The sequence below is a fragment of the Rhodococcus sp. 05-2255-3B1 genome (assembly GCF_002258545.1).
Classification (GTDB): Bacteria; Actinomycetota; Actinomycetes; order Mycobacteriales; family Mycobacteriaceae; genus Rhodococcoides.
This window is the reverse complement of sequence record NZ_NOZC01000018.1, coordinates 54546-77474: the sequence shown is the minus strand read 5'-3', so window position 1 is coordinate 77474 and position 22929 is coordinate 54546. Positions and strand designations below refer to the sequence as shown.

The following is a 22929-nucleotide window of genomic DNA, read 5'->3' as shown; positions in this document are numbered from 1 at the left end:
AGAACGGCCTCGGCGCGATAGGATGATCCACGGTGCGCCGGGAAGTCTGGTCGGCAACAACTCTGTGCTGCGTACCCACTGCCTGACATTCGGTCGGTTCGCAGCTCGACGAAGCTACCGAAAGGCGTTCTCACCGTGACAGATTCATCGACTCCACCCACACGATTGCCGCTGTTCTCCCGCGGCTCCTGGTCCGAGGCCGACCGCGTCGCGCAGATCCTTCGCAAGGAGACCGTCGGCGGAGCACTGCTTCTCGTCGCCACCCTCGTCGCACTGATCTGGGCCAACTCGCCCTGGTCCGCGGCATACGACTCGCTGATGAGCACCCGGGTCGGCCCCTCGGCGCTCCATCTCGATCTGACGCTCTCGACGTGGGCCGCGGACGGGCTGCTGGCCATCTTCTTCTTCGTCGTCGGACTCGAGCTCAAGCGAGAATTCGTCGCGGGCGACCTGCGCGATCCGGCACGCGCCGCGTTACCGGTGGCTGCGGCGGTCGGCGGAATGGCAGTTCCTGCAGTCATTTTCGTCCTGATCAACCTCGGCACCGGAGACGGAGCTCTGCTCGGCTGGGCCATCCCGACGGCAACCGACATCGCGTTCGCCGTCGCCGTTCTCGCCGTGATCAGCACCCATCTGCCGACTGCGTTGCGAACCTTTCTGCTGACTCTGGCCGTGGTCGACGACCTGCTGGCCGTCAGCGTCATCGCAATCTTCTACACCGACGACATCAACTTCGTCGCGCTCGGCCTGACGCTGATTCCGCTCGCGCTGTTCGCCGTGGCCGTACAGATGCGCGTCCGCTCGTGGTGGATTCTCATCCCACTGGCTGTCGTGACGTGGGTACTGATGCACGAGTCGGGTGTCCACGCCACCGTCGCGGGTGTCCTCCTCGGCTTCGCGGTTCCGGTGATGCGCAGCAAGGCCAACGGTGGCCCCGAGGCAGGCCCCGGACTCGCCGAGCACTTCGAGCACAAGATTCGGCCCATCTCCGCGGGCATCGCGGTTCCCCTGTTCGCATTCTGTGCGGCCGGTGTGACCGTCGGCGGATTCTCCGGCCTGGCCAGCGCGCTGACCGATCCGATCGCCATCGGCATCATCGCCGGCCTCGTCATCGGCAAGGCCGTCGGCATCTTCGGCACCACCTACCTCGTCTCGCGGTTCACTCGGGCCACACTGGATGCCGGACTGAAATGGCTCGACGTCCTGGGCGTCTCGATGCTCGCGGGTATCGGATTCACCGTCTCGCTGCTGATCGGCGACCTTGCCTTCGGCGAAGGAACCGAGCGCGACGACCACGTCAAGGTCGGTGTGCTGACCGGTTCGATCATCGCGGCATCGTTGGCCGCTGTGATCCTGCGCAGCCGCAACAAGGCCTACCGGGACTTCCACATCGAAGAAACCCGCGACGACGACCACGACGGCATCCCGGACGTGTACCAGAACCGGAAGTAGCGACCGTTGGAATCCCGACCGCTCCGGTGACACGATGAGTTCCGTGAGCGGAACCGTGCGAGAGCTGTTGACCCGGCACATCGAGGACGGGCTGATGCCGGGGGCAACAGCGTTACTGGGTGGCCCTGATGCAGAACCCGTCGCGGTCGGGTCATCGGCGGTCGGCGGCCCACCGATGGCAGTCGACGCCATCGTCCGGATTCAGTCGATGACCAAGATCGTCACCAGCGTGGCCGCCCTGCGCCTCGTGGAGGCGGGCCGACTGACGCTGGACGACGATGTCGTGCCCTGGCTTCCCGAACTCGCCGGCCTGCCGGTGCTCACCCGCCCCGACGCTGCACTCGACGACACCGTCGCTCGAGAGGGACCGATCACGTTGCGGCACTTGCTGACCAACACCAGTGGGTACGGAATTCAGATGGGAGACACCCCGCTGGCCCGGGCCATGAGGGACAACGGCACCGAAGCAGGCCCCGCGCCGTCTCCGCTCGGCGCGGACGAGTGGTTGGCACGCATGGCGGAACTTCCTCTGGCGTTCCAGCCCGGTACCGGGTGGCGCTACCACCACGGCTTCGCGATCCTCGGCATCCTCGTCTCTCGCATCGTCGGCCGGTCTCTGCAGGACCACCTCCGCGACGACCTGTTCACGCCACTCGAGATGCCCGACACCGGGCTGTGGGTACCGACCGACCGATGCCACCGCCTCACGGCGGCCTACCGGTTGGAGAACGGGTCCTTGATCGAAACCGAACCCGCCGCAGGCGGGCCCTACGCGGGACCGCCCACTGTCGACGTCAGTCACGGCGAGCTGGTGTCGACGGTGACCGATTTTCACCGCTTCCTTCGTGCGATCGAGACGTCGGTGTCGACCGAGCACCTGGAGCTCATGACACACGACCAGGTGCCTGCGTCGATCAAGACCGACGAGAGTTTCTACCCCGGCTTCTGGCCGGGAACGGGGTGGGGATTCGGCGTCTCGGTCGTCACCGACGGTGACCATCTCGGTCGGTACGGCTGGTCCGGCGGGCAGGGCACCGACTTCTTCGTCGACCCGGACGGGACCATCGGCATCCTGCTGACGCAGACCGAATTGTGCGAGGCCTCCTTCGCGCTGCTGTCGGAGTTCCAGGAACTGCGCTGAGTCGATTCGCAGCGCCTACAGTTGTCGCCGTGAGCAAGAACCGGGTTCGGGCGTGACACAGCCGCTGGCCCGTCGCCTCGGTCTCGTCGACGCCGTCGTCATCGGTGTCGGTTCGATGGTCGGGGCCGGGGTGTTCGCGTCGTTCGCTCCCGCATCGGCCGTCGCAGGGGCGGGCCTGCTCATCGGTTTGGCCGTCGCTGCGGTCGTCGCATTCTGCAACGCCACCTCCTCGGCCCAGCTGGCCGCGCAGTATCCGACGTCGGGCGGCACGTACGTTTACGGCCGTGAGCGGCTCGGCGAGTGGCCGGGCTTTGCGGCCGGGTGGACGTTCGTAATCGGTAAGACCGCGAGTTCGGCGGCCATGGCTTTGGTGTTCGCAGCCTATGTCGCACCTGCCGGTTATACCGAACTCGTTGCGATACTTGCCATCACAGCGCTCACCACGGTGAACTACTTCGGCATCACCCGCACGGCCGTGCTGACGAAGATCTTGGTCACCGCCGTCCTCACCGTCCTCGTCATCGCAGTGGTCCTCGGCCTCACCGGCTCGTCCGTTCCCGCCGTCGACGGACTCGGGTCGCTCACCGAGAACGGGTGGTACGGCATTCTGCAGTCGGCGGGACTGCTGTTCTTCGCCTTTGCGGGCTATGCGCGCATCGCGACCCTCGGCGAGGAGGTCGTCCGACCCGAACGGACCATCCCACGCGCCATCGTCTCCGCGCTCGGTATCGCATTGCTGGTGTACACGCTCGTTGCGGTGACCTTGTTGACGGTTCTCGGCCCCGAACTCCTGGCCTCGTCGTCTGCCCCATTGGTCGATCTCGCGGTGGCGTCGGGACATTCGTGGGCGTCGCCGGTGATGCGGATCGGTGCCGGCCTGGCTGCGCTGGGGGCATTGCTCGCGTTGATCGCCGGCATCGGCCGCACCTCCCTGGCGATGGCCCGCCATCGCGACCTGCCGTCGTATCTGGCCGCAGTCCACCCGCGGTACTCGGTGCCACATCGCGCCGAGATCACCCTGGCTGTGATCGTCTCCGTGCTGGTCCTGACAGTGGATCTGCGTGACGCCATCGGCTTCTCGTCGTTCGGGGTCTTGCTCTACTACCTGGTGGCCAATCTGAGCGCGTTCACCCAGGATGCCGAGCATCGCCGCTACCCACGCCCCCTCCAGGTCATCGGCAGCATCGGATGCGTGGTGCTGATCGCCACGTTGCCGGTGCCGTCCATCGTCGTCGGAACCGTCGTGGTCGCGCTCGGTGTCGGGTACCGCCTCCTTCGGGTTCGGCAACTGTTCACTTGACGCCTGATTCGGTAGACGTCAATATAGACGGATGTCGAATCAGGACCTTCCCGTCGACGGCGAATGCTGCTCGCCGCTGGTCCGTGAGCCCCTCACCGCGGACTGGGCCGGAGATCTCGCCCGCATGTTCAAGGCACTGGGAGATCCCGTCCGACTGCGACTGCTCAGCCTCGTCGCCAGCCATGCAGGCGGCGAAGCATGTGTCTGCGACATCTCCCCCGCATTCGACCTCTCCCAACCCACCATCTCCCACCACCTCAAGGTGTTGCGCGAAGCCGGGCTGCTCGACTGCGAACGGCGCGGAACCTGGGTGTACTACTCGGTGATTCCCGCTGCCCTGCAGCAACTTTCCGCAGTACTGAACGCTGCAGAGTCCACGGAGGTCATGGCATGAGCACGAAAACCGATACTGCCGTGGTCGGCAAGCTCTCCACCCTCGACCGGTTCCTGCCCGTGTGGATCGGCGTGGCCATGGTCGTGGGTCTGCTCCTGGGACGCATGATCCCCGGGCTGAACGACACGCTGTCGGCCATCTCGATCGACGGGGTGTCACTTCCGATCGCCATCGGACTGCTGATCATGATGTACCCGGTACTGGCCAAGGTTCGCTACGACCGCCTCGATACCGTCACCGGAGACAAGCGCCTGCTGGTCGGCTCGTTGGTGCTCAACTGGGTCCTCGGTCCGGCCCTGATGTTCGCTCTCGCATGGCTTTTCCTTCCCGACCTGCCCGAATACCGAACCGGCCTGATCATCGTCGGCCTCGCTCGATGCATCGCGATGGTCATCATCTGGAACGACCTCGCCTGCGGCGACCGAGAAGCCGCCGCGGTTCTGGTCGCGATCAACTCGGTGTTCCAGGTGTTCATGTTCGCGGTCCTCGGATGGTTCTACCTCTCGGTTCTGCCCGGCTGGCTGGGCCTGGACCAGACGACCATCGAGGCGTCGCCGTGGCAGATCGCCAAGTCGGTCCTCATCTTCCTCGGAATCCCGTTGATAGCGGGATTCGCGTCTCGCTTCTTCGGCGAACGCGCCAAGGGCCGCGAATGGTACGAGGAGAAGTTCATCCCCAGGATCGCCCCGTGGGCGCTCTACGGCCTGCTGTTCACCATCGTCGTTCTCTTTGCGCTGCAGGGTGATCAGATCACGTCACAGCCGTTCGACGTGGTGCGTATCGCGCTGCCACTGCTCGTGTACTTCGCGGTGATGTGGGGCGGCGGCTACGCCCTCGGTGCCGCGATGGGTCTGGGCTACGAACGCACGACCACCCTCGCGTTCACCGCAGCAGGCAACAACTTCGAGCTGGCGATCGCCGTCGCCATCGCGACCTACGGGGCGACATCCGGGCAAGCCCTCGCCGGAGTCGTCGGACCACTCATCGAGGTACCAGTGCTGGTCGGCCTCGTCTACGTCTCGCTCGCACTGCGCAAACGCTTCTCCCCCGCCGTGTCCACGACCACGTCCCCGAAGGAATTCTGATGTCCGCCACCCCCAGCGTTCTGTTCGTCTGTGTTCACAACGCCGGCCGATCTCAGATGGCCGCCGGATTTCTGACTCATCTCGCCGGCGACGCCGTCGAAGTGCGTTCCGCCGGAAGCGCTCCCGCGGACACCGTCAACTCCGCAGCGGTCGAGGCCATGGCCGAGGTCGGCATCGACATCTCGTCCCAGTCCCCGAAGATTCTGACCCCGGAAGCCGTCGAGACATCCGACGTCGTGATCACTATGGGCTGCGGTGACGCGTGCCCGGTGTTCCCCGGAGTGAGCTACCGCGATTGGGCACTGGCCGACCCGGCAGGCAAAGGCGTCGAGGCGGTCCGGCCGATTCGCGACGAGATCAGGAGCCGCATCGAAGACCTGATCGCCGAACTGGTTCCGGCCAAGCAGAGTTCGGTGTCATGACGACACCGAGCGTGCTGTTCGTCTGCGTCAAGAACGGCGGCAAGTCTCAGATGGCGGCCGGTCTGATGCGCAAGGCCGTCGGCGATGCAGTGGAGGTGCACTCGGCGGGAACGAAGCCGAGCGGAACGGTCAATGCACTCTCGGCCGAGGCGCTCCTCGAAGTCGGCGTCGACCTGGCCGGTGAACAGCCGAAGCCGATCGACCCGAAGTTGTTGTCTCGCATCGACTACGTGATCACCCTCGGGAGTGAGGCGAAGGTCGATCCCGTCGACGGTCCGACGTTCGAGAACTGGAACACCGACGAGCCGTCCGAACGCGGTATCGACGGAATCGAACGGATGCGTCTGGTGCGCGACGAGATCGCCGCTCGAGTCGAGGAACTCGCGTCCCGATTGCGCGGCACCGACGGTTGACTCGAATGAATTCGGAGGTGGTGGTGATCGGCGGCGGTCAGGCAGGACTGGCCGCCGGTTACTACCTGCGACGAGCCGGGCTGGACTTCGTCATCCTCGACGACCAGACGCATGCGGGAGGCTGCTGGCAGGACTACTGGCCGTCGCTGCACCTGTTCTCGCCTGCCGAGTACTCGAGACTCCCCGGTTGGCCGATGCCACGCTGGCCGAGCGGGTTCCCTCCGGCATCGCACGTCGTGGACTACCTGCGGGCATACGAGAAGAAGTACGAGTTGCCGGTGCGCAGGCCCGTCGAGGTGAAGTCGGTGCATCGTACGACCGACGGCTATCGAGTCGATACCGACGGTGACTCCTACTGCGCCACAACGATCGTCAATGCCACCGGAACGTGGTCGCGACCGTTCTGGCCGAGCTACCCGGGCATCCGCGAGTTCGGCGGGACCCAGCTGCATGCCGCTGACTACCGCGTGCCCGATTCCTTCGCAGGCAAGCGCGTGGGCATCGTCGGTGGAGGGAACTCGGCTGCGCAGATTCTGGCCGAGATCTCCACTGTCGCCGACACCACGTGGTTCACCAACCGCGAGCCGAGGTTTCTCCCCGATGATGTGGACGGCCGAGTGTTGTTCGATGTCGCCAGCGATCGAGCTCGCGCTCTTTCTGCGGGCGAGGCGGATTCCGGCGGGGTCGCCGGTCTGGGAGACATCGTGATGGTCCCGCCGGTGCGAGAGGCTCGCGATCGTGGAGTTCTGCATGCCAGGCCGATGTTCACCGCGCTCACCTCCGACGGTGTCACCGACGGGCACACCACAGAGCGGCTGGATGCGATCGTCTGGTGCACCGGGTTCCGCCCTGCTCTCCGTCACCTGCGGCCACTGCACCTGCACGCCGACGGGTCGGGAATCGTGTTGGACGGCAACCATGTTCAAGACGAACCGAACGTGGTTCTTCTCGGCTACGGCGACTGGACCGGCCCGGCGTCGGCAACGCTCATCGGTGTCGGCCGCACAGCGCGTGCAGCCGTGGACACCATCGTCAACAGCAGAAAGGTGGATCCGTCATGAACACGTACCCCGTAGTGGTGGTCGGCGCAGGGCCCATCGGTCTCGCCGCCGCGGCGCATCTGACCGAAACCGGTTCCCAGGTAGTCGTTCTCGAACGCGGACCGTCTGCCGGATCGGCAGTGTCCGAGTGGAATCACGTTCGACTGTTCTCCCCGTGGTCCGAGGTCGTCGACCCCGCGGCCGCCCGGCTGCTCGAATCCACCGGCTGGACCGCGCCGGACGGCGACACCTACGCCACCGGACGCGAATGGGTGGAGCAGTACCTCGCGCCCCTGGCCGCCGTTCTCGGCGATGCCGTCCGGGTCGACTCCGAGGTGGTCGGCGTAGCCCGCCGCGGCCGCGACCGCGTCGTCGACGCCGGCCGCGACACCGAGCCGCTGTCGGTGCACATCCGGCATTCCGACGGCAGCGAGGAACGCGTTCTCGCCCGCGCGGTCGTCGATGCGTCGGGCACCTGGGGATCACCGAATCCACTGGGTAGCGAGGGGCTTGCGGCCATCGGCGAGAAGTTCTCCGCCGACAGAATCGACTACCGGGTCCCCGATCTGACCGACCCGGCCACTCGATCCACGTTCGCAGGCAAGCACATCGTCATCGCCGGCAGCGGCCATTCCGCGCTGACCGCGATCATCACCTTCGCCGAACTCGCCGCGGAAGAGCCCGGTACGACGCTCACCTGGGCCGTGCGTCGAGGCGTGACCGCGGAGGTCTTCGGCGGCGGGGACGCGGACGAACTGGCCGCTCGCGGCGCTCTCGGTCAGCGCGCCAAGAAGGCGGTCGACGACGGATTCCTCACCGTGGTCTCGGGCTTCCGCACCGAAACGGTTGCAGTGAAGGGTGATCGGCTCGCTCTGATCGGTGACACCGGATCGCGCATCGAGAACGTCGACCGCGTCGTCGCACTGACCGGGTTCCGCCCGGATCTGTCCTGGCTGTCCGAGGTTCGTCTCGACCTCGACCCCACCCTGCAGGCACCGAAGTTCGTCGCCGAGTTGGTGGATCCGAACCTGCATTCGTGTGGATCGGTGTCACCGCACGGCGTCGAGGAACTCACCCAGCCCGAGCCGGGCCTGTATCTGGTGGGCATGAAGAGCTACGGCCGCGCGCCGACGTTCCTCGCGATGACCGGATACGAGCAGGTTCGCAGCATCGCGGCCGAACTCGCCGGCGACCACGAGGGCGCACGAAAGGTCGAGCTGTCGCTGCCCGACACCGGCGTCTGCGGCGGCGCGGGCCTGTTCGACGAGCCCGACGCCCCGTCGACCGGCGGTTGCTGCAGCGTGCCCCGAGAAGCCGAGGCACAACTGACCTGACTGTCCACTGTTTCGCTTCGGAAGCGGGATCGCACCGCCCGGCCGGAATTGTGGACGGTCAGCTCACCTACGGCTTCAGCCGAAGGCCTGGTAGCCCAGCCACCCGGCGAGACCGAGCCCCAGAATCCCGACCGCAATACGCAGAATGATCGGCGAGATCACCTTGACCGTCGGTGGCCCGCAGGCACCGCCGGCGAAGCAACCGATCGCCAGCGCGAGCGCAGCCCACCAGTTCACCTGACCGGAGAACGAAAAAATGATCGCGGCAATCAGGTTCGCGATACCGAGGAAGAAGCTCTTCAGAACGCTTGCGCGCCAGAACGTATCCGCCGTGCAGATCAATGCCAGCGCGAGGAAGATGACCCCGGCCCCGGCCCCGAAGTAGCCGCCGTAGATCGCGACCGCGAACAGCGCCAGCGGATAGAGCGTCGGAAACTGCCTGCCTCCGGACAGCTTTCGGATACTCGGCTGCAGCAGTAGCGCGATGGCTGCCATAGCGACCAGGAACGGCACGACCACCTCGAACGAACCGTCCGGCGTGTTGAGCAGCAGAATCGCACCCGTGATGCCGCCCAGCGCCGAGTAGATCGCGTAGCGAACCAACTGCTTACCGTCCTTGGCCAGCTCGGCCGAGGAGCTCACCGTCGCTCCGACACCGGCCGCGACCAACGCAACAGTGTTCGTCACGTTCGCCGATACCGCAGGCAAACCCACTGCGAGCAGAGCAGGGTAGGACACGAGCGATGCGAGCCCGGTGACGAACCCGATGAGCCCGGCGAAGAACCCGGCCACCACCAGAAGTCCGAAATCGAGCACAGTCACCAAATGAAACTACCGCGCCTAACTATCTGGCCTGAACCTCAGGCTCATTCGACGGGGTTCGCCATCTCCTGCAGCAACCGGCTCGTCATCCGCACTGCCTGGTCTCCACCGTCCGCGTCCTCGATGTACACCGCGAATGCGACGTCACCACTGGTGGCGAGGACGAAGCGGTCGTCGCCACTGTCCCCGGCGAATCCCTGCACACCGTCGAACGTGTCGAGACCGCTACTGCTCGACGAGTCGGCGAGTATGCCGCGCAACCGGTTTACCGCATCCGACCCCATTGCCTTGGACTCTCGATCGGCGACTGCGGTCTGCCCCGCGACGATCGTCGGAGTCGGAGCGCTGCCCCGAGAGATCGCGGCTGCCATCTGCGCGAGTCCGAACGGAGTCACGGTCGCCTCGTCACCGGAGGCAGTGGACACGGTCCTGATGCCGTCGATCGCACTGCGGCTGGCGGCGGGAGATCCTGTGTGGGCGTCGAGTCCCGGCATCGAGTAGTTGATACCGAGTCCCAAGCCGGCAGCTGCGTCTTCGGCACTGTCGTCGCCGCGATCGGACTGCACGGCCCGCACGAGCTCAGACGCGGTTCCTGCCGGGTAGGAGCCCCCGAACACCACGTCGCCCTGCTCGTTGGCGTAACTGTTCTGTGCCGCAGCGAGAATCGCGCCGGTCGAGGTGGACACGGCGACGATCGACGCCGACGATCCCGCCATGACGACCGCATTCTCGGCTGCCAACTGGATGCGCGGATCGAGTGTCGCGTGCAGGTCCGGCCCGCCCGGTCCTTGGAATCCGACGCGGCGTTCGCCCGTTCCGTCGACGGTGTAGGTGTCGACGGCCCAGCCTGCGGTGGCGTCGCGTCCTTCCTGCCATGCGGCGCGCAGCGAATCCAGCACGGGAGAGGTGATCCGACGATCGTCGACGATCAGTTTGGGTTGCGGCGAGACCACGACGCCCGGCACGGCGCGCAGGTCGTCTTCGAGGACGGCGAAGTCGTCGTCACGCAAGGTCACGGCGGTGATCGGTGCGCCGCCGGCCGAATTCAGTTCGGCCAGCATCGATTCGGAGGTGATGAGCGGGGCGACGACGTCGATGACATCCGCTAGTTGCGCCGTGGACGTGGCCGGATCGCTCATCTGCGCCGGGTCGAGGGAGATGGCGTTGATGGTGCGCTCGCTCATCAGCACGTTGTTCGCGGCGTCGAAGATCAGCGGCGGGGCGGCGTCGGTCCGGGTGTAGCGGACCGATCCGCCCGAGGTGAGGTCGGGGACGAGGGTGGCCGGATCCCACGCGATGCGCCAACCCACGCTGAGCTTCTTGGTCGAGCCCTGTGCGCTGTACTTCCAGTCCTTGCCCTCACCGAAGTTCCAGGCGGTCGCCAGGGTGAAGAATCCACTCTCGTCCGAGAGGTCCATGTACTGGGTCAGGTCGAAGTCACCGGTGGACGTGCCACCGGCCGACAAGCCGTCGAACATCTGGTTCAGCGCGGCCGTCGCGGCGTTCGGGTAGGTCGTCATCGCGGCAGCGGCCGCGACATCGCGGTTGTCCAGGGCGTCGACGAACTTCGAGACCAGCACCTCGGCCTCGCTCGGCGGGCGATCGACCATCCAGAACACTGCCGAGACCGTCAACGTCGCCGATGCTGCAACGGCGACGAGGTAGCGACCGCGGACCTTGCGCGGGCCACGACGGGCACGACTCATAGAACTCATGAGTCACAATATTCACTGTAGTCACACGAGTAACAAGCACGGGATTCATACGAGCCGGTCACGATTGAGACTCGGCCGCAGCCGATTCACCGCAGAAAACGACCCGCAGCCTCGATGGCCGGGCCCGAACTGCCCGCGTCGTTCACGAACACCGCGAACGCGAGATCGCCCGAGATCCCGACGAACCAACCGTGGGCGCCTTCGTTGTTGGCACCGAACTCCGCGGTGCCGGTCTTGCCGAGCAACCCGGGGATGTCATTGAGAGCCGTCGCTGTGCCGCCGGTGATCGTCTCGCGCATCATGGTCTTGATCTGCTCGGTGACCTGCAGGTTCACCGCTGCCGGCTGCATGTTGCCCACGCCCGGCTCTCCGACGACGACCGTCGGCGGCAGCAATCCGTTGTTCGCGATCGACGACGCGACCAGCGCCATTCCGAACGGCGACGCGGTCACCTGCCCCTGACCGATGGCGGACTCCACGCGCTGCGCCGGGGTGTCGGCCGACGGGACCGAGCCGGTGACGGTCGTCAGACCGGGGGTGACGTAGTCGACGCCGAGGCCGTACTGCGCGGCCGCGTCGGTCAGTCCGTTCGGCGGGAGTGCCACACCGAGGCGGCCCATCGTCGTGTTGCAGGACTTGGCGAAGGCGGTGTGGAGCGGCACGTCGCCGAGATCGAAGTTGTCGTCGTTCGGGATCTGCCTGCCTTCGATGTTCTCCGTCGCCGGGCACGGCAGCACGGTATCGGGGGTGACGGCACCGGACTGCAGTGCAGCCGAGGTGGTCACCGTCTTGAACGTCGACCCCGGCGGGTACAGGCCGGTCAGCGCGATCGGGCCCTCGGCATCGGCGGCGGCATTCTGCGCCACTGCCAGAACCGCCCCCGTCGACGGCCGAAGCGCGACGATGGCCGCCTGCTGCGGCAGCGACGCAAGGGCATTCTCGGCTTTGAGTTGCAGTGCCGAATCCAGGGTGGTCGCAATATCGTCGCCGGTTCCGGCATCGCGTCCCGCCAGCGGAGTGACGGTGCCGTCCGCTGCAACAGCCTGTACAGCCCATCCACGATTGGCCGCCTGCTCCTGCTCCCACAGCGTCGTGAGGTCGTTGAGGACCGGCGACACCAGGTTGCGGTCGGTGGCGAGCAACCGCGTCTGCGGGGCCAGGGTGACTCCGGGAACGGTCGCGAGCTGAGCACCGATGGGGTCGATGTCCGCCTGACGAAGCAATACGATGGTGGCCGAATTCCCCTGCGCTGCAGCCACAGTCGAGGTGACGTACTCGGCGGTGATACCCGGGACGACGGATCCGACGAGGTTCGCGACAGCCACGGGATCGGCCGTCGCATCGACGTTGACCAGGGTGACCACCTGCTGCGACATCAGCTCGACGCCGTTGCCGTCGAAGATGCGCGGCGCGACGAGCGCGTCGGTCGGTGTGAAGCGCACCGACGAGTCGGCCGTCAGGCCCGGCACCAACATCGCCGGATCCCACGTGATCTTCCAACCCTGCTCGGTCTCCGCCGCGGTCGCCGAGGTCGTGTAGTTCCATTCCTTCGGCTCGCCGTCGGGTTCGGCGGTGCCGTCGGTGGTCGTCGAGAAGCGCCAACCGGCATTCAACGTGAACGTGCCGGTATCGGCGTTGGCGTCGGTGGCCTCGAAATCGGGAGTTGCCGTCACCGTTCCGCCTGCCGAAAGCCCGTCGTACAGCTCGGTGAGGGCTGCCGTCGCGCCGGCCGGATCGGTGGTCAACGCAGCCGCCTGGTCGATGTTCGCACTGTTGACCGCGGCGGCGAACTGCTCGGCGACAGTCTGCGGCTGATCGGGCCCACTCTGACCGCAGGCGGCGAGCACCAATGCCAGTACGGACACGATCGCGGCCAGAGTCGTGGGTCTTCTCGAAGTGCGCACGGGGTCGATCATGCCCCAGTGCGTACGCGAAACACTGGTGGCACGATCTCGAAGGAGGTGTAATTATGTAATCAGTCTTACAACACAACCGAAGGAGTTCTCATGAAACCCAACGGACGCTCGTTCGGCCGCCCCGGCGGCTGGCAGCACGCAGACATTCCGGACGCCACCGACGCCGCCGACTGGTTCGGTGGCCGACTCCCGGACACCTGGTTCGACGGTGCCGCCTCGGTCGAGGTCGACCGAGAGGAGATCGTCGTCGTCGGAACATTGCCTGCAGAGCCGGACACTTCACCGGCCACCAACGAGGGTCGCATCGCACGGTTCCGAGAAACGACCCGCGGCGACCGCATGCAGATCGCCGCCGAGGCCGAGAAGCGATACGGACGCAAGGTCGCCTGGGGTGTGAGGACCGGATCCGACGTGGTCCTGTTCACCCACCTCGCGGTACCGGTCATGACCCGCCTGCGTCAGCCCGAGCGTCGCGTCCTGGACACCCTCGTCGACGCCGGCGTCGCTCGCTCCCGCGCGGACGCCCTCGCGTGGGCCGTCAAGCTGGTCGGAGAACACACCCAGGAGTGGTTGGACGAGCTCCGCGGCGCCATGGAGACGGTCGACGATCTACGCAAGAAGGGTCCGACGATCTAATTCGATTGCGCGCTCGCGGGGTTCGGGGTTAGCGTGGGTCCTGCCCTGCTGCCCACAGATTCGGAGAGGCCATTGCTCTTCCAAAGGTCCTAGACGCCTGCAGATCGTCCGCATGCACACCTTTGGAGCGCCCATGCCTCACTCATCCTCCCTTTCTGTCTCGAACCTGACGTTCTCCTGGCCCGACGGCGACCCCGTGTTCGACGCCTTGTCGGCCATCTTTACCAGCGGCACAACAGGTCTCGTCGGTTCCAACGGCGCGGGGAAGTCGACCTTACTGAGGTTGCTCGCCGGGGAATTGGTACCGCAACGAGGTTCCATCACGATGCCGGGCGTCTTGGGCTACCTGCGACAGGACATCACACTGGACCCCGATCTACCCGTGGATCGGGTACTGGCCATCGATTCGGTGCGAGAAGCATTGCATCGCATCGAATCCGGTTCCGCCGACGAGGAAGACTTCGCAGTCGTCGGGTCGGCCTGGGACATCGAGGAACGCGCTCTGGCGTTGCTGGACAAGCTCGGCCTCGGCAGCGTCGTCGAGTCCCTCCACGACCTGGATCGCCGAATCGGCACCCTGTCGGGCGGCGAGGCCACGCTGCTCGCTCTCACCGCGGAGCTACTGGCCGAGCCCGACGTACTACTGCTGGACGAACCGACCAACAACCTCGATCGGTTTGCGCGACAACGGTTGTACACAGCGGTCGACGGGTATTCGGGTGTGCTGATCGTGTGCACTCACGACCTCGAACTGCTCGAACGCGTCGACTCCATCGCCGAGGTGCGGGCAGAGCGCAGTGGAGTCTCGCGGCTGCGCATGTTCGGCGGCAACTACCGGCACTATCGCTCGGTGATCGACGCCGAACAGGAGGCGGCGCGGGCAACGGTCCGCGACGCGAAGAACGACGTCCGCAAGCAGGAACGCGAATTGATCGACACCCGAATCAAACTCGACCGCCGTCTGCGGTACGGCAAGAAGATGGAAGAGCAGAAGCGCGAACCCAAGATCATCATGGGTGCGCGAAAACGCGCCGCACAGGAATCGGCCGGAAAGCTACGCGGTACCCACACCGATCGCGTCGACGACGCCAGATCGTCGCTCTCGGCCGCCGAGGAGCTCGTGCGTGACGACCGCGAGATACGCGTCGACCTCCCGGCAACGAGAGTTCATCCCGGACAGGTCGTTCTGACCCACGAGGAGCTCACTGTCGTCGGTCCCGAACGCATCGCTCTGGTCGGGCCGAACGGCAGCGGCAAGACCACACTGCTACGGGCTCTGGACGCCACCGGAGCCGAGGTTCCGTGGAAGTACCTACCGCAGCGACTCGACATCTTCGACGAGACTCGCACCGTCGCCGACAACGTCGCAGACGTCGCGCTACAGGCCACCGCCGAACGAATCCGAGGCCAACTCGCGCGCTTCCTGTTCCGCGGATCCGACGCCGACGCCGTCGTCGCGACCCTCTCCGGAGGAGAGCGACTGCGCGCCGCACTGGCACGAATTCTGCTGGCAGAGCCCGCTCCGAAACTACTGATGCTCGACGAGCCAACCAACAACCTCGACATCACCAGCCGACAACACCTCATCGACGCACTCGAGACATTCGAAGGTGCACTGATCGTCGCAAGCCACGATCGACCGTTCCTCGACGCCATCGGCCCGACCCGCACCATCGACCTCACCCCGACCGTCGAGTCACCCGAAGAAGCGCCCACCAGAGAAGCGCCCACCCGTGAGGAGTCAATGTGACGTTCAGTGGCCTTTTCGGGGGTCAATGTCACATTGAGTGGACCGGAGTGGAGCCTGCGGAGCGACCCACAGGCGCAGTGGGCAAGAATCGCGGGGTGGAGTACGCCTCGAATGCAGACGATGGGACACGGATTGCGTACACGGTGGTGGGGTCAGGCCCACCCCTGTTGATGGTGCACGGCAGTTTTCTGACGCACACGATCTGGCGGACGTTCGGGTATGTGAAGGCGCTGCGCGGCAGTCGGCAGTTGATTCTGATCGACAGTCGCGGGCACGGCCGCAGCGACAAGCCCCATACTCCCGACGCGTATGCGATGAGCATCATCGTCGGCGATCTGACTGCGGTGCTCGACGCAGTGGGTGTCGACACCGTCGACTATCTCGGCTATTCGTTCGGGGCCCGGGCGGGCTTGGCGTTGACCGCGGCGAGGCCCGAACGAGTGCGATCACTGGCCGTGGGCGGCGGTAGTCATGGCGCTCAGGCCGGAGCGTTCGATCGCCTGTTCTTCCCGGGATGCGCGGATGTGTTGGAGCACAGTGGCATGGACGGGTTCCTCGAGGCGTGGAACAACCACCGCATGTTCCCGATCGATCCCGGTACGCGAGCGGTGTTCTCCGCCAACGACGCTCAGGCAATGGCCGCGTACATCCGAGCCAATGACGCCGATCCCGGACTACCGGACGAGACGCTGCAGCACTTCACCCGGCCGTCGCTGTTCTACGTCGGCTCGCAGGACGGCACCCGGCTCGACGACACGCGCGCTGCCGCAGCGTTGGTACCGAACTCCGAATTGCATGTCATCCGCGGATTCGATCATGCGACGACGATGGCGGCCTCCGCAGAAGTGCTCGGCGTCCTCGAACGGTTCTGGGGCAGGTGACCTGAGCGTCCACAATTCGCCTCGAGAATCGGGATCCCGTCTCCGCAGGCAAATTGTGGACAGTCACATCACCTCTTCAGCGCAGGAAACTGGTCGTCGCGCCACTCGGTCTCCAGCGGACCCACGGCCGCATCCTCACGAGCGCGCAATTCCACACGGCGGATCTTGCCGGAGATCGTTTTCGGTAGCTCGAAGAATTCGATGCGACGCACGCGCAGGAACGGAGCCAGGTGCTCGCGTGCGTATTTCAAGATCTCGAATGCGGTGTCCTCGTTGGGTTCCCAGCCCGACGCCAATGCCACGTATGCCTTGGGAACGGCCAGTCGCGTCTCGTCGGGGGCGGGCACCACTGCTGCCTCGGCAACGGCGGGGTGTTCGATGAGTACGCTTTCGAGCTCGAACGGGGAGATCTTGTAATCCGAGGCCTTGAACACGTCATCGGTGCGGCCGACGTAGGTGATGTACCCCTCGGAGTCCCGTGATGCGACGTCGCCGGTGTGGTAGTAACCGTCGGCCATGACGGCGGCATTGCGTTCGGGGTCACCGAGGTAGCCGGTCATCAGGTTGAACGGGTGCTGGGCCAGGTCGAGGCAGATCTCGCCCTCGTCGGCGAGTTCGCCGGTGGTGGGGTCGACGATCACCACCGGGACGCCCGGCAACGGCCTACCCATGGAGCCGGACTTGAGTACCGCACCGGGCGTGTTGGCCACCAGTGCAGTGGTTTCCGTCTGCCCGAACCCGTCGCGGATACTCAGGCCCCACTCCTGCTGGACCCGCGAGATCACCTCGGGATTGAGCGGTTCACCGGCTCCGATCGCCTCGCGGAGCGAGCCGCCGCCGCCGGCGAGATCGGCCTGAATCAGCATGCGCCACACGGTCGGTGGTGCGCAGAACGTCGTCACCTCGGCGCGCCGGATCTGCTCGAGCAGTGCTTTCGCGTCGAACTTGCCGTAGTTGTAGATGAAGATGGTCGCCTCGGCGATCCACGGGGCGAAGAAGCAACTCCACGCGTGCTTGGCCCACCCCGGGGAGCTGATGTTCAGGTGCACGTCTCCCGGGCGCAGCCCGAGGAAGTACATGGTGCTCAGATGCCCTACGGGATAGGAGATCTGAGTGTGCTCGACGAGTTTGGGCTTGCTGGTGGTGCCGGAGGTGAAGTACATCAGCAGTCGGTCGGTGGGAGCGGTCACCGACTCGAACGATAGAGCTTCGACATCACGGGCCCCGGAATAGTCGACCCAACCGTCGGAGGCGGAGGTGGCGATACGCAGGTAGTCGCCGGGGACGTCTTCGAATTTGCCGGTGTCCGAGGGGTTCACGATCACTGCTCGCGCATTGCCGCGTACCACGCGGTCGGTCAGGTCCGAGGATCCGATGGCCGTGGTGGTCGGCATCAACACAGCGCCCAGCTTCATGACCGCGAGCATCGCTTCCCACAACTCCACCTGATTGCCGAGCATCAGGATCACCGAGTCACCGCGGCCGATTCCCTGCTGTTCGAGCCACCGGGCAACCTGGTCGGAGCGACGAGCGATGTCGTCGAAGCTGTACTTGGCCTCGCTGCCGTCCTCCTCGACTATCCACAGCGCGGTGCCGTCGTTGCCTCGTGCGATCGCGTCGAACCAATCGATCGCCCAGTTGAACGTCTCACCGAACGACGGCCACTCGAAAGTGTCGACGGCGCGGTCGTACTCGCCGTAGGCGTCGAGCAGTAGATCGCGAGCGTTCCTGAATGCCGTGTATGCCGATTCGGCCATGTTTCCTCCTGCGCGTGTGATGCCCATCACCGTCACGGTAGGTGAGATGATCAATTGCTCGCTACCCCTGAACGGGGGTGGCAACTCGGCTGGCCTCGACCACCGTGGCCATCGGATACTTCGCGATCGCAGGTGCACTGGGGACAGTCCACGCAGCATTTTCCGGCTATTGGGCCGCAGGTGGACGGTGGATGCTCGATACCGTCGGTGCCTTCGCCACGGAGTGGGTCGACAGCGACCCGGCGGCAGCGCGAACGGCACTGCTGGTGCTCGCGCTGGTCAAACTCGGCGCGGCGATTCTTCCGGCCGTGGCGTACATGAACCGGCCGCGCCTGGCAGCACAGAACCGGACCAGGGTGCCGTCGTTGATCCTCGGCATCTCCTGGCCCGGCTCGGTGCTGTTGATCCTCTGGGGCGGGGCGTCGTTCGTCGGCGCGGTGATCGGCTTGATCGCATCGGACGAGAATCGAAGTGTCAAATACGGGCACTTGTTCTTCGACGGCATCTTCCTGCTCTGGGGTGCCGCGCTTCTGACGGCACTGATCCTCGCGCGAAAGACCGCGTACCAGCCGCGTTAGATGCGCTCCCCCGTCTCGGGGTGGAAGAGGTGGATCGCACCGTCGAGGCGTGTCAGGCCGATGCTCTCGCCGATCCTTGCCGGGGCACGTACTGCCGAACGCGCCACCAACGACACCGGTCCCCCGTCGAGCCCCTTGACCTTCGGGTCGTCGAGGTGTGCGTAGACGTAGGACTCGCTGCCCAACTCCTCGATGAGATCGACCTTTCCTTCGAATCCTTCACCGCCACCGTGCACGATGCCGAGATTCTCGGGCCGCATTCCGATGGTGACCTCGTCGATTCCCAGGCTCGCGAGCTTGGTCAGTTCGTCGCGCTCGAGCGGGAGCAGGAACTTGCCGATCTGCACGCCGCCCGAGCCGATGGGTACCGTCATCAGGTTCATTGCCGGGGAGCCGATGAATCCTGCGACGAACGCATTGACGGGGTTGTCGTACAGGTCTGTGGGAGAGGCGAACTGCTGCAGTTTGCCGCCGCGCAGGACGGCGACGCGATCGCCCATCGTCATGGCCTCGACCTGATCGTGGGTGACGTAGACCGTCGTGGTGCCGAGTCTGCGCTGCAGCGCCGCGATCTGCGTACGCGTCTGCACCCGTAGCTTGGCGTCGAGGTTGGACAGCGGCTCGTCCATGCAGAACACCTGCGGTTCGCGAACGATGGCGCGGCCCATGGCAACTCGCTGACGCTGGCCGCCCGAGAGCTTGCCGGGCTTGCGGTCGAGGTACTCGGTGAGATCGAGCAGACGGGCCGCTTCCGCGACGCGTGCCTGACGCTTCTCGAGGCTCACTCCGCGCATCTTGAGCGCGAAGCCCATGTTCTCCCCGACGGTCTTGTTGGGGTAGAGCGCGTAGTTCTGGAAGACCATGGCGATGTCGCGGTCCTTGGACGGAACGCCCACCATGTTCTTGCCGCCGATTTCGATTGCGCCACCGTCGATCTCCTCGAGACCGGCGAGCATGCGCAGGGCGGTGGACTTGCCGGAGCCGGACGGTCCGACCAGGACGACGAACTCGCCGTCCTCGATCTCGAGGTCGAGGGAATCGACGGCGAGCGAATCGGCACCTTCGTAGACGCAGGATGCCTTCTTGTACTTGATTGCAGCCATGAGACTTTCTCCTATTTGATGGCGCCGAAGGACAGACCGCGCACGAGCTTGTTCTGCGCGAACCATCCGGCAAGGACGACGGGGAGTGCTGCGAACGTCGCAGCGGCGGACAGCTGGGCCCAGTACAGGCCCTGGCCGGTGATGAATCCGACGAGGTACACCGGAATCGTCTGGGCCTGAACGGCAGTGAGGTTGACGGCGAAGAAGAACTCGTTCCACGAGAAGATCACGCAGATCAACGACGTCGCCGCGATACCGGGAGAGACGAGCGGCAGGATCACCTCGCGTACCGAGGTCCACAGCGACGCACCGTCCATGCTGGCGGCCTCGAGCAGTTCGGCCGGCACCTCCATGAAGAACGAACGCATCATCCATACGGCGATCGGAAGATTCATCGCGGTGTAGAGGACCACCAGGGCCCAGATGTTGTCGAGCATGCCGATGTCACCGACGATGACGTACAGCGGAACGATGACGGCCACGACGGGCAGCATCTTGGTGGAGATGAAGAAGAACAGCACGTCCTGGGTCTTCTTGACCGGCCGCAGCGACAGCGCAAACGCCGCTGGAACACCCAGCAGCAGAACCAGAATCGTCGACACGATCGTCGCGAACGCCGAGTTCAGCAGGGTGGTGCCAATGCCGCTCTCGAGGACACCTCGGTACTGATCGAGGGTGGGGGTGAAGATCAGCTTCGGCGGGTTGGAGTAGGCGTCGGCCTCCTGCTTGAAGCCGGTGATGACCATCCAGAGCACCGGGAAGAAGAAGGCGATGCCGGCCACCCAGGCGACGAACGACCAGACCGTGCCCGGGCCCCACTTGCTCTTCTTGCGGATCTCCTGGCCGTCGGAGGTCTGTGTGACGGCCTTGTTCTTGCTCGTGGTTGCCGTGCTCATCACGCCGCCTCCTCGTTTGCGCTGAAGCTCTTGAAGATCAGTCTCAGCGCCAGAGTGCTGAGGATGATGGTCGCCACCACGGTGACGACACCCATGGCCGCGGCCTGACCGATGTCGAATCCGAGGAAGGCCCGTTGGTAGATGTAGAACGGCAGGTTGGCCGACGCGACTCCCGGTCCACCGGAGGTCATCATGTAGACGGCGTCGAAGGTGTTGACGAGGTAGATGGCACCGAGAACCGTGCCCAGTTCGATGAACCGGCGCAGGTGCGGCAACGTCAACTCGCGGAAGAGTTTGAACGGGCCCGCCCCGTCGACGCGTGCGGCCTCGGCGATGTCCTTGGGCATGGACTGCAGCCCGGCGAGGATGAGCAGCATCATGAACGGCGTCCACTGCCACACCAGGTTCGTCATGACCGCGGCCAGCGGGAACCGCGAGACCCAGTCGATCTCGCCGACCCCGAACGGGCTCAGCGCGAAATTGATCAGACCGAAGACGGGATCGAACATCGTCGTCTTCCAGATCAGCGCACCGGCGACCGGGGTGACGAGGAACGGGGTGATCAGCAGCGTGCGAATAAGGCTGCGCCCGATGAACTTTCGATCGAGCAGCAACGCCAGGGCCAGACCGAGCACCACCGAGATGATCACCGTTCCGACGATCATGATCACGGTGTTCATCGCGACCTCGCGGAACTGACTGTCGCGGAAGACGTCGATGTAGTTGTTCAGACCGTTGAACTCACGCGAACCGGGACGAACGAGGTTCCAGGACTGCGTCGAGTAGTACAGCGTGAACAGGAACGGAATCTGGGTGACGATGATGGCGAACACCAAGGCGGGCAACAGCGGTCCGCGCCGACGCCACCCCTCGGCCTTGGAGATCGTCCTCGGTCTCGGTACGAACTTCTCCGGTCCGGCCGGAGCCGTCCGTTCTTCGGTGGTGGTCATCCCTGGTCCTCCTGGTAGGTCCTGCCGACCACTTCGGCGTATTGCTGCGCTTGATCGAGAGCGTCGTCGACACTGATCTGCCCGGCGACTGCGGCACTGATCTGTTGACTGACCCGGGTACCGAGGTCCTGGAACTCCGGAATGGTCAGGAATTGGACTCCGGTGTACGGAACCGGATCCACGGTGGGGTTGTTCGGGTCGGCACTGTCGATGGAGTCGAGGGTCAGCTGACCGTAGGCCGCCGACGCCTCCGCGTACTCGGGAATCTCGTAGGTCGACAGGCGACTACCGGGAGGCACCCGCTCCCAACCGAGTTCGTTACCGACCTTGTTCAGGTACTCCTTGCTGGTCATCCACGAGACGAACTTCCACGCGTCGTCGGGAGCCTCGCTGGTCTTGGGGATTCCGAGGGCCCAGGAGTACAACCAACCGTTGTCGCCCTTGGCCGCCGACGGGGCCTTGGCGTAACCGATCTGCCCGACGACATTGCTCGACGACGGGTCCTCGAGTACCGAGACGGCCGAGGTGGCGTCGTACCACATTGCGGTGTTGCCCTGCGAGAGTTGCGTTCCGCACTCGCTGAAGCCACTGGTGGCCGCGCCGGCCTGACCGTGCTCACGCACGGTGTCGACGTAGAACTGCACGGCTTCTCGTACCTCGGGACTGTTCAACTGAGCGTTCCAGTTCTCGTCGTACCAGCGGCCGCCGAACGCGTTGATGACGGTGTTGAGCGGCGCGAGCACCTCACCCCAACCGGGCTTGCCGCGCAGGCAGATTCCGGAGAGGCCGGGGCTGTCGAGTGCCGCGGCGGCATCGGCCACCTGCTGCCACGTCGGCTCCTCCGGCATCGTGATGCCTGCGGCCTCCATGAGATCCTTGCGGTACATCAGGAACGACGACTCACCGTAGAACGGCACGGAGTACATGCTGCCCTCGTACGACAGCGACTCCTTCAACGTCGGGATGAAGTCGTCCTCGTCGTACCCCGGCGTGGCGTCCGCGTACTCGGAAAGGTTGGTCAGCCAACCGTTCTCGGCCCACTGCGGGGTCTCGAAGTTGCTGATCATCACCACGTCGAACTCGCCGCCACCGGTCGCGACCGAGGCCGTGATCTTGGCACGGGCCTCGTTCTCCGACAGCGACACGAACTTCAGGTTGATGCCAGGGTTTTCCGCCTCGAACTCCGGAGCAAGCGAGATGGCGTCGGACATCTGCGAATTCGAGACGATCGCAACGGTGATCGTCGTACCGTCACCGTCACCACCGAACGAGCCGGCACCGGCACATCCGGACAGAACCAAGGTCGTCGCGAGCGAGCCCGCGACAACCACTTTCGGTAATACC

General features: G+C 65.2%; 21 protein-coding genes. 13 read left to right on the top strand and 8 right to left on the bottom strand.

Going from position 1 to position 22929, the window contains the following annotated elements; genetic code table 11:
* Positions 1–135: 135 nt before the first annotated feature.
* From nhaA to CH249_RS10775, 9 genes are all read left to right on the top strand, one after another.
* Positions 136–1452, top strand: a complete 1317-nt coding sequence (gene nhaA, locus CH249_RS10815) for a Na+/H+ antiporter NhaA (protein WP_094683407.1) — start codon at positions 136–138, stop codon at positions 1450–1452.
* Between the two features lie 43 nt (positions 1453–1495).
* Positions 1496–2593 (top strand): serine hydrolase, encoded by a 1098-nt coding sequence (locus tag CH249_RS10810; protein WP_218828436.1) that lies wholly within the window; start codon positions 1496–1498, stop codon positions 2591–2593.
* A gap of 115 nt (positions 2594–2708) precedes the next feature.
* Positions 2709–3893, top strand: a complete 1185-nt coding sequence (locus CH249_RS10805) for an APC family permease (RefSeq protein WP_094683518.1) — start codon at positions 2709–2711, stop codon at positions 3891–3893.
* A gap of 31 nt (positions 3894–3924) precedes the next feature.
* On the top strand, positions 3925–4287 hold the full coding sequence (locus tag CH249_RS10800; protein ID WP_094683405.1) for a helix-turn-helix transcriptional regulator: 363 nt from the start codon (positions 3925–3927) through the stop codon (positions 4285–4287).
* Positions 4284–5372, top strand: a complete 1089-nt coding sequence (gene arsB, locus CH249_RS10795) for an ACR3 family arsenite efflux transporter (protein ID WP_094683404.1) — start codon at positions 4284–4286, stop codon at positions 5370–5372. Before CH249_RS10800 ends, arsB begins: the two co-directional genes overlap by 4 nt.
* Positions 5372–5794: an arsenate reductase ArsC gene (locus tag CH249_RS10790; RefSeq protein ID WP_094646068.1), complete on the top strand. Its 423-nt coding sequence runs from the start codon at positions 5372–5374 to the stop codon at positions 5792–5794. Before arsB ends, CH249_RS10790 begins: the two co-directional genes overlap by 1 nt.
* Entirely contained in the window at positions 5791–6207 is a 417-nt protein-coding gene (locus CH249_RS10785) for a low molecular weight phosphatase family protein (RefSeq protein ID WP_094683403.1), read from the top strand. The genes CH249_RS10790 and CH249_RS10785 overlap by 4 nt, the downstream gene beginning before the upstream one ends.
* Positions 6208–6212: 5 nt before the next feature.
* Entirely contained in the window at positions 6213–7268 is a 1056-nt protein-coding gene (locus tag CH249_RS10780; RefSeq protein ID WP_094683402.1) for an ArsO family NAD(P)H-dependent flavin-containing monooxygenase, read from the top strand.
* Positions 7169–8581, top strand: coding sequence for an FAD-dependent oxidoreductase (locus CH249_RS10775; protein WP_179273296.1), 1413 nt, complete (start codon positions 7169–7171; stop codon positions 8579–8581). The genes CH249_RS10780 and CH249_RS10775 overlap by 100 nt, the downstream gene beginning before the upstream one ends.
* A gap of 75 nt (positions 8582–8656) precedes the next feature.
* Here the strand turns inward: CH249_RS10775 and CH249_RS10770 are convergent, their stop codons facing one another.
* The 3 genes from CH249_RS10770 to CH249_RS10760 form a co-directional block, all read right to left on the bottom strand.
* Positions 8657–9403, bottom strand: coding sequence for a sulfite exporter TauE/SafE family protein (locus CH249_RS10770; RefSeq protein WP_094683400.1), 747 nt, complete (start codon positions 9401–9403; stop codon positions 8657–8659).
* Positions 9404–9447: 44 nt separating this feature from the next.
* On the bottom strand, positions 9448–11109 hold the full coding sequence (locus tag CH249_RS10765; protein WP_179273297.1) for an NTF2-like N-terminal transpeptidase domain-containing protein: 1662 nt from the start codon (positions 11107–11109) through the stop codon (positions 9448–9450).
* 95 nt (positions 11110–11204) lie between these two features.
* On the bottom strand, positions 11205–13034 hold the full coding sequence (locus tag CH249_RS10760; RefSeq protein ID WP_094683399.1) for a penicillin-binding transpeptidase domain-containing protein: 1830 nt from the start codon (positions 13032–13034) through the stop codon (positions 11205–11207).
* A gap of 90 nt (positions 13035–13124) precedes the next feature.
* Between CH249_RS10760 and CH249_RS10755 the strand changes: the two genes are divergently transcribed.
* The 3 genes from CH249_RS10755 (at position 13125) to CH249_RS10745 (ending at position 16301) form a co-directional block, all read left to right on the top strand.
* On the top strand, positions 13125–13670 hold the full coding sequence (locus tag CH249_RS10755; protein ID WP_094646074.1) for a hypothetical protein: 546 nt from the start codon (positions 13125–13127) through the stop codon (positions 13668–13670).
* Positions 13671–13803: 133 nt separating this feature from the next.
* Positions 13804–15420: an ABC-F family ATP-binding cassette domain-containing protein gene (locus tag CH249_RS10750; RefSeq protein WP_094683398.1), complete on the top strand. Its 1617-nt coding sequence runs from the start codon at positions 13804–13806 to the stop codon at positions 15418–15420.
* A gap of 95 nt (positions 15421–15515) precedes the next feature.
* On the top strand, positions 15516–16301 hold the full coding sequence (locus CH249_RS10745) for an alpha/beta fold hydrolase (protein ID WP_094683516.1): 786 nt from the start codon (positions 15516–15518) through the stop codon (positions 16299–16301).
* 68 nt (positions 16302–16369) lie between these two features.
* On the opposite strand, the gene CH249_RS10740 is transcribed toward CH249_RS10745, so the two are convergent.
* Entirely contained in the window at positions 16370–18085 is a 1716-nt protein-coding gene (locus CH249_RS10740; RefSeq protein ID WP_373453552.1) for an AMP-binding protein, read from the bottom strand.
* A 50-nt stretch (positions 18086–18135) separates the two neighbouring features.
* On the opposite strand from CH249_RS10740, the gene CH249_RS10735 reads away from it, so the two are divergent.
* A complete protein-coding gene (locus tag CH249_RS10735) occupies positions 18136–18636 on the top strand; it encodes a DUF3995 domain-containing protein (RefSeq protein ID WP_218828437.1) in 501 nt (166 codons plus the stop codon).
* On the opposite strand, the gene CH249_RS10730 is transcribed toward CH249_RS10735, so the two are convergent.
* From CH249_RS10730 to CH249_RS10715, 4 genes are read right to left on the bottom strand one after another with little or no spacing between them, the layout of a single operon-like run.
* A complete protein-coding gene (locus CH249_RS10730) occupies positions 18633–19739 on the bottom strand; it encodes an ABC transporter ATP-binding protein (protein WP_032396682.1) in 1107 nt (368 codons plus the stop codon). The two genes, CH249_RS10735 and CH249_RS10730, sit on opposite strands and share 4 nt — an antisense overlap.
* 11 nt (positions 19740–19750) lie before the next feature.
* Positions 19751–20635, bottom strand: coding sequence for a carbohydrate ABC transporter permease (locus CH249_RS10725; protein WP_094630571.1), 885 nt, complete (start codon positions 20633–20635; stop codon positions 19751–19753).
* Positions 20635–21585 (bottom strand): carbohydrate ABC transporter permease, encoded by a 951-nt coding sequence (locus CH249_RS10720; RefSeq protein WP_045197339.1) that lies wholly within the window; start codon positions 21583–21585, stop codon positions 20635–20637. Before CH249_RS10720 ends, CH249_RS10725 begins: the two co-directional genes overlap by 1 nt.
* Entirely contained in the window at positions 21582–22916 is a 1335-nt protein-coding gene (locus CH249_RS10715) for a sugar ABC transporter substrate-binding protein (protein ID WP_032396685.1), read from the bottom strand. Before CH249_RS10715 ends, CH249_RS10720 begins: the two co-directional genes overlap by 4 nt.
* Between the last annotated feature and the right edge of the window lie 13 nt (positions 22917–22929).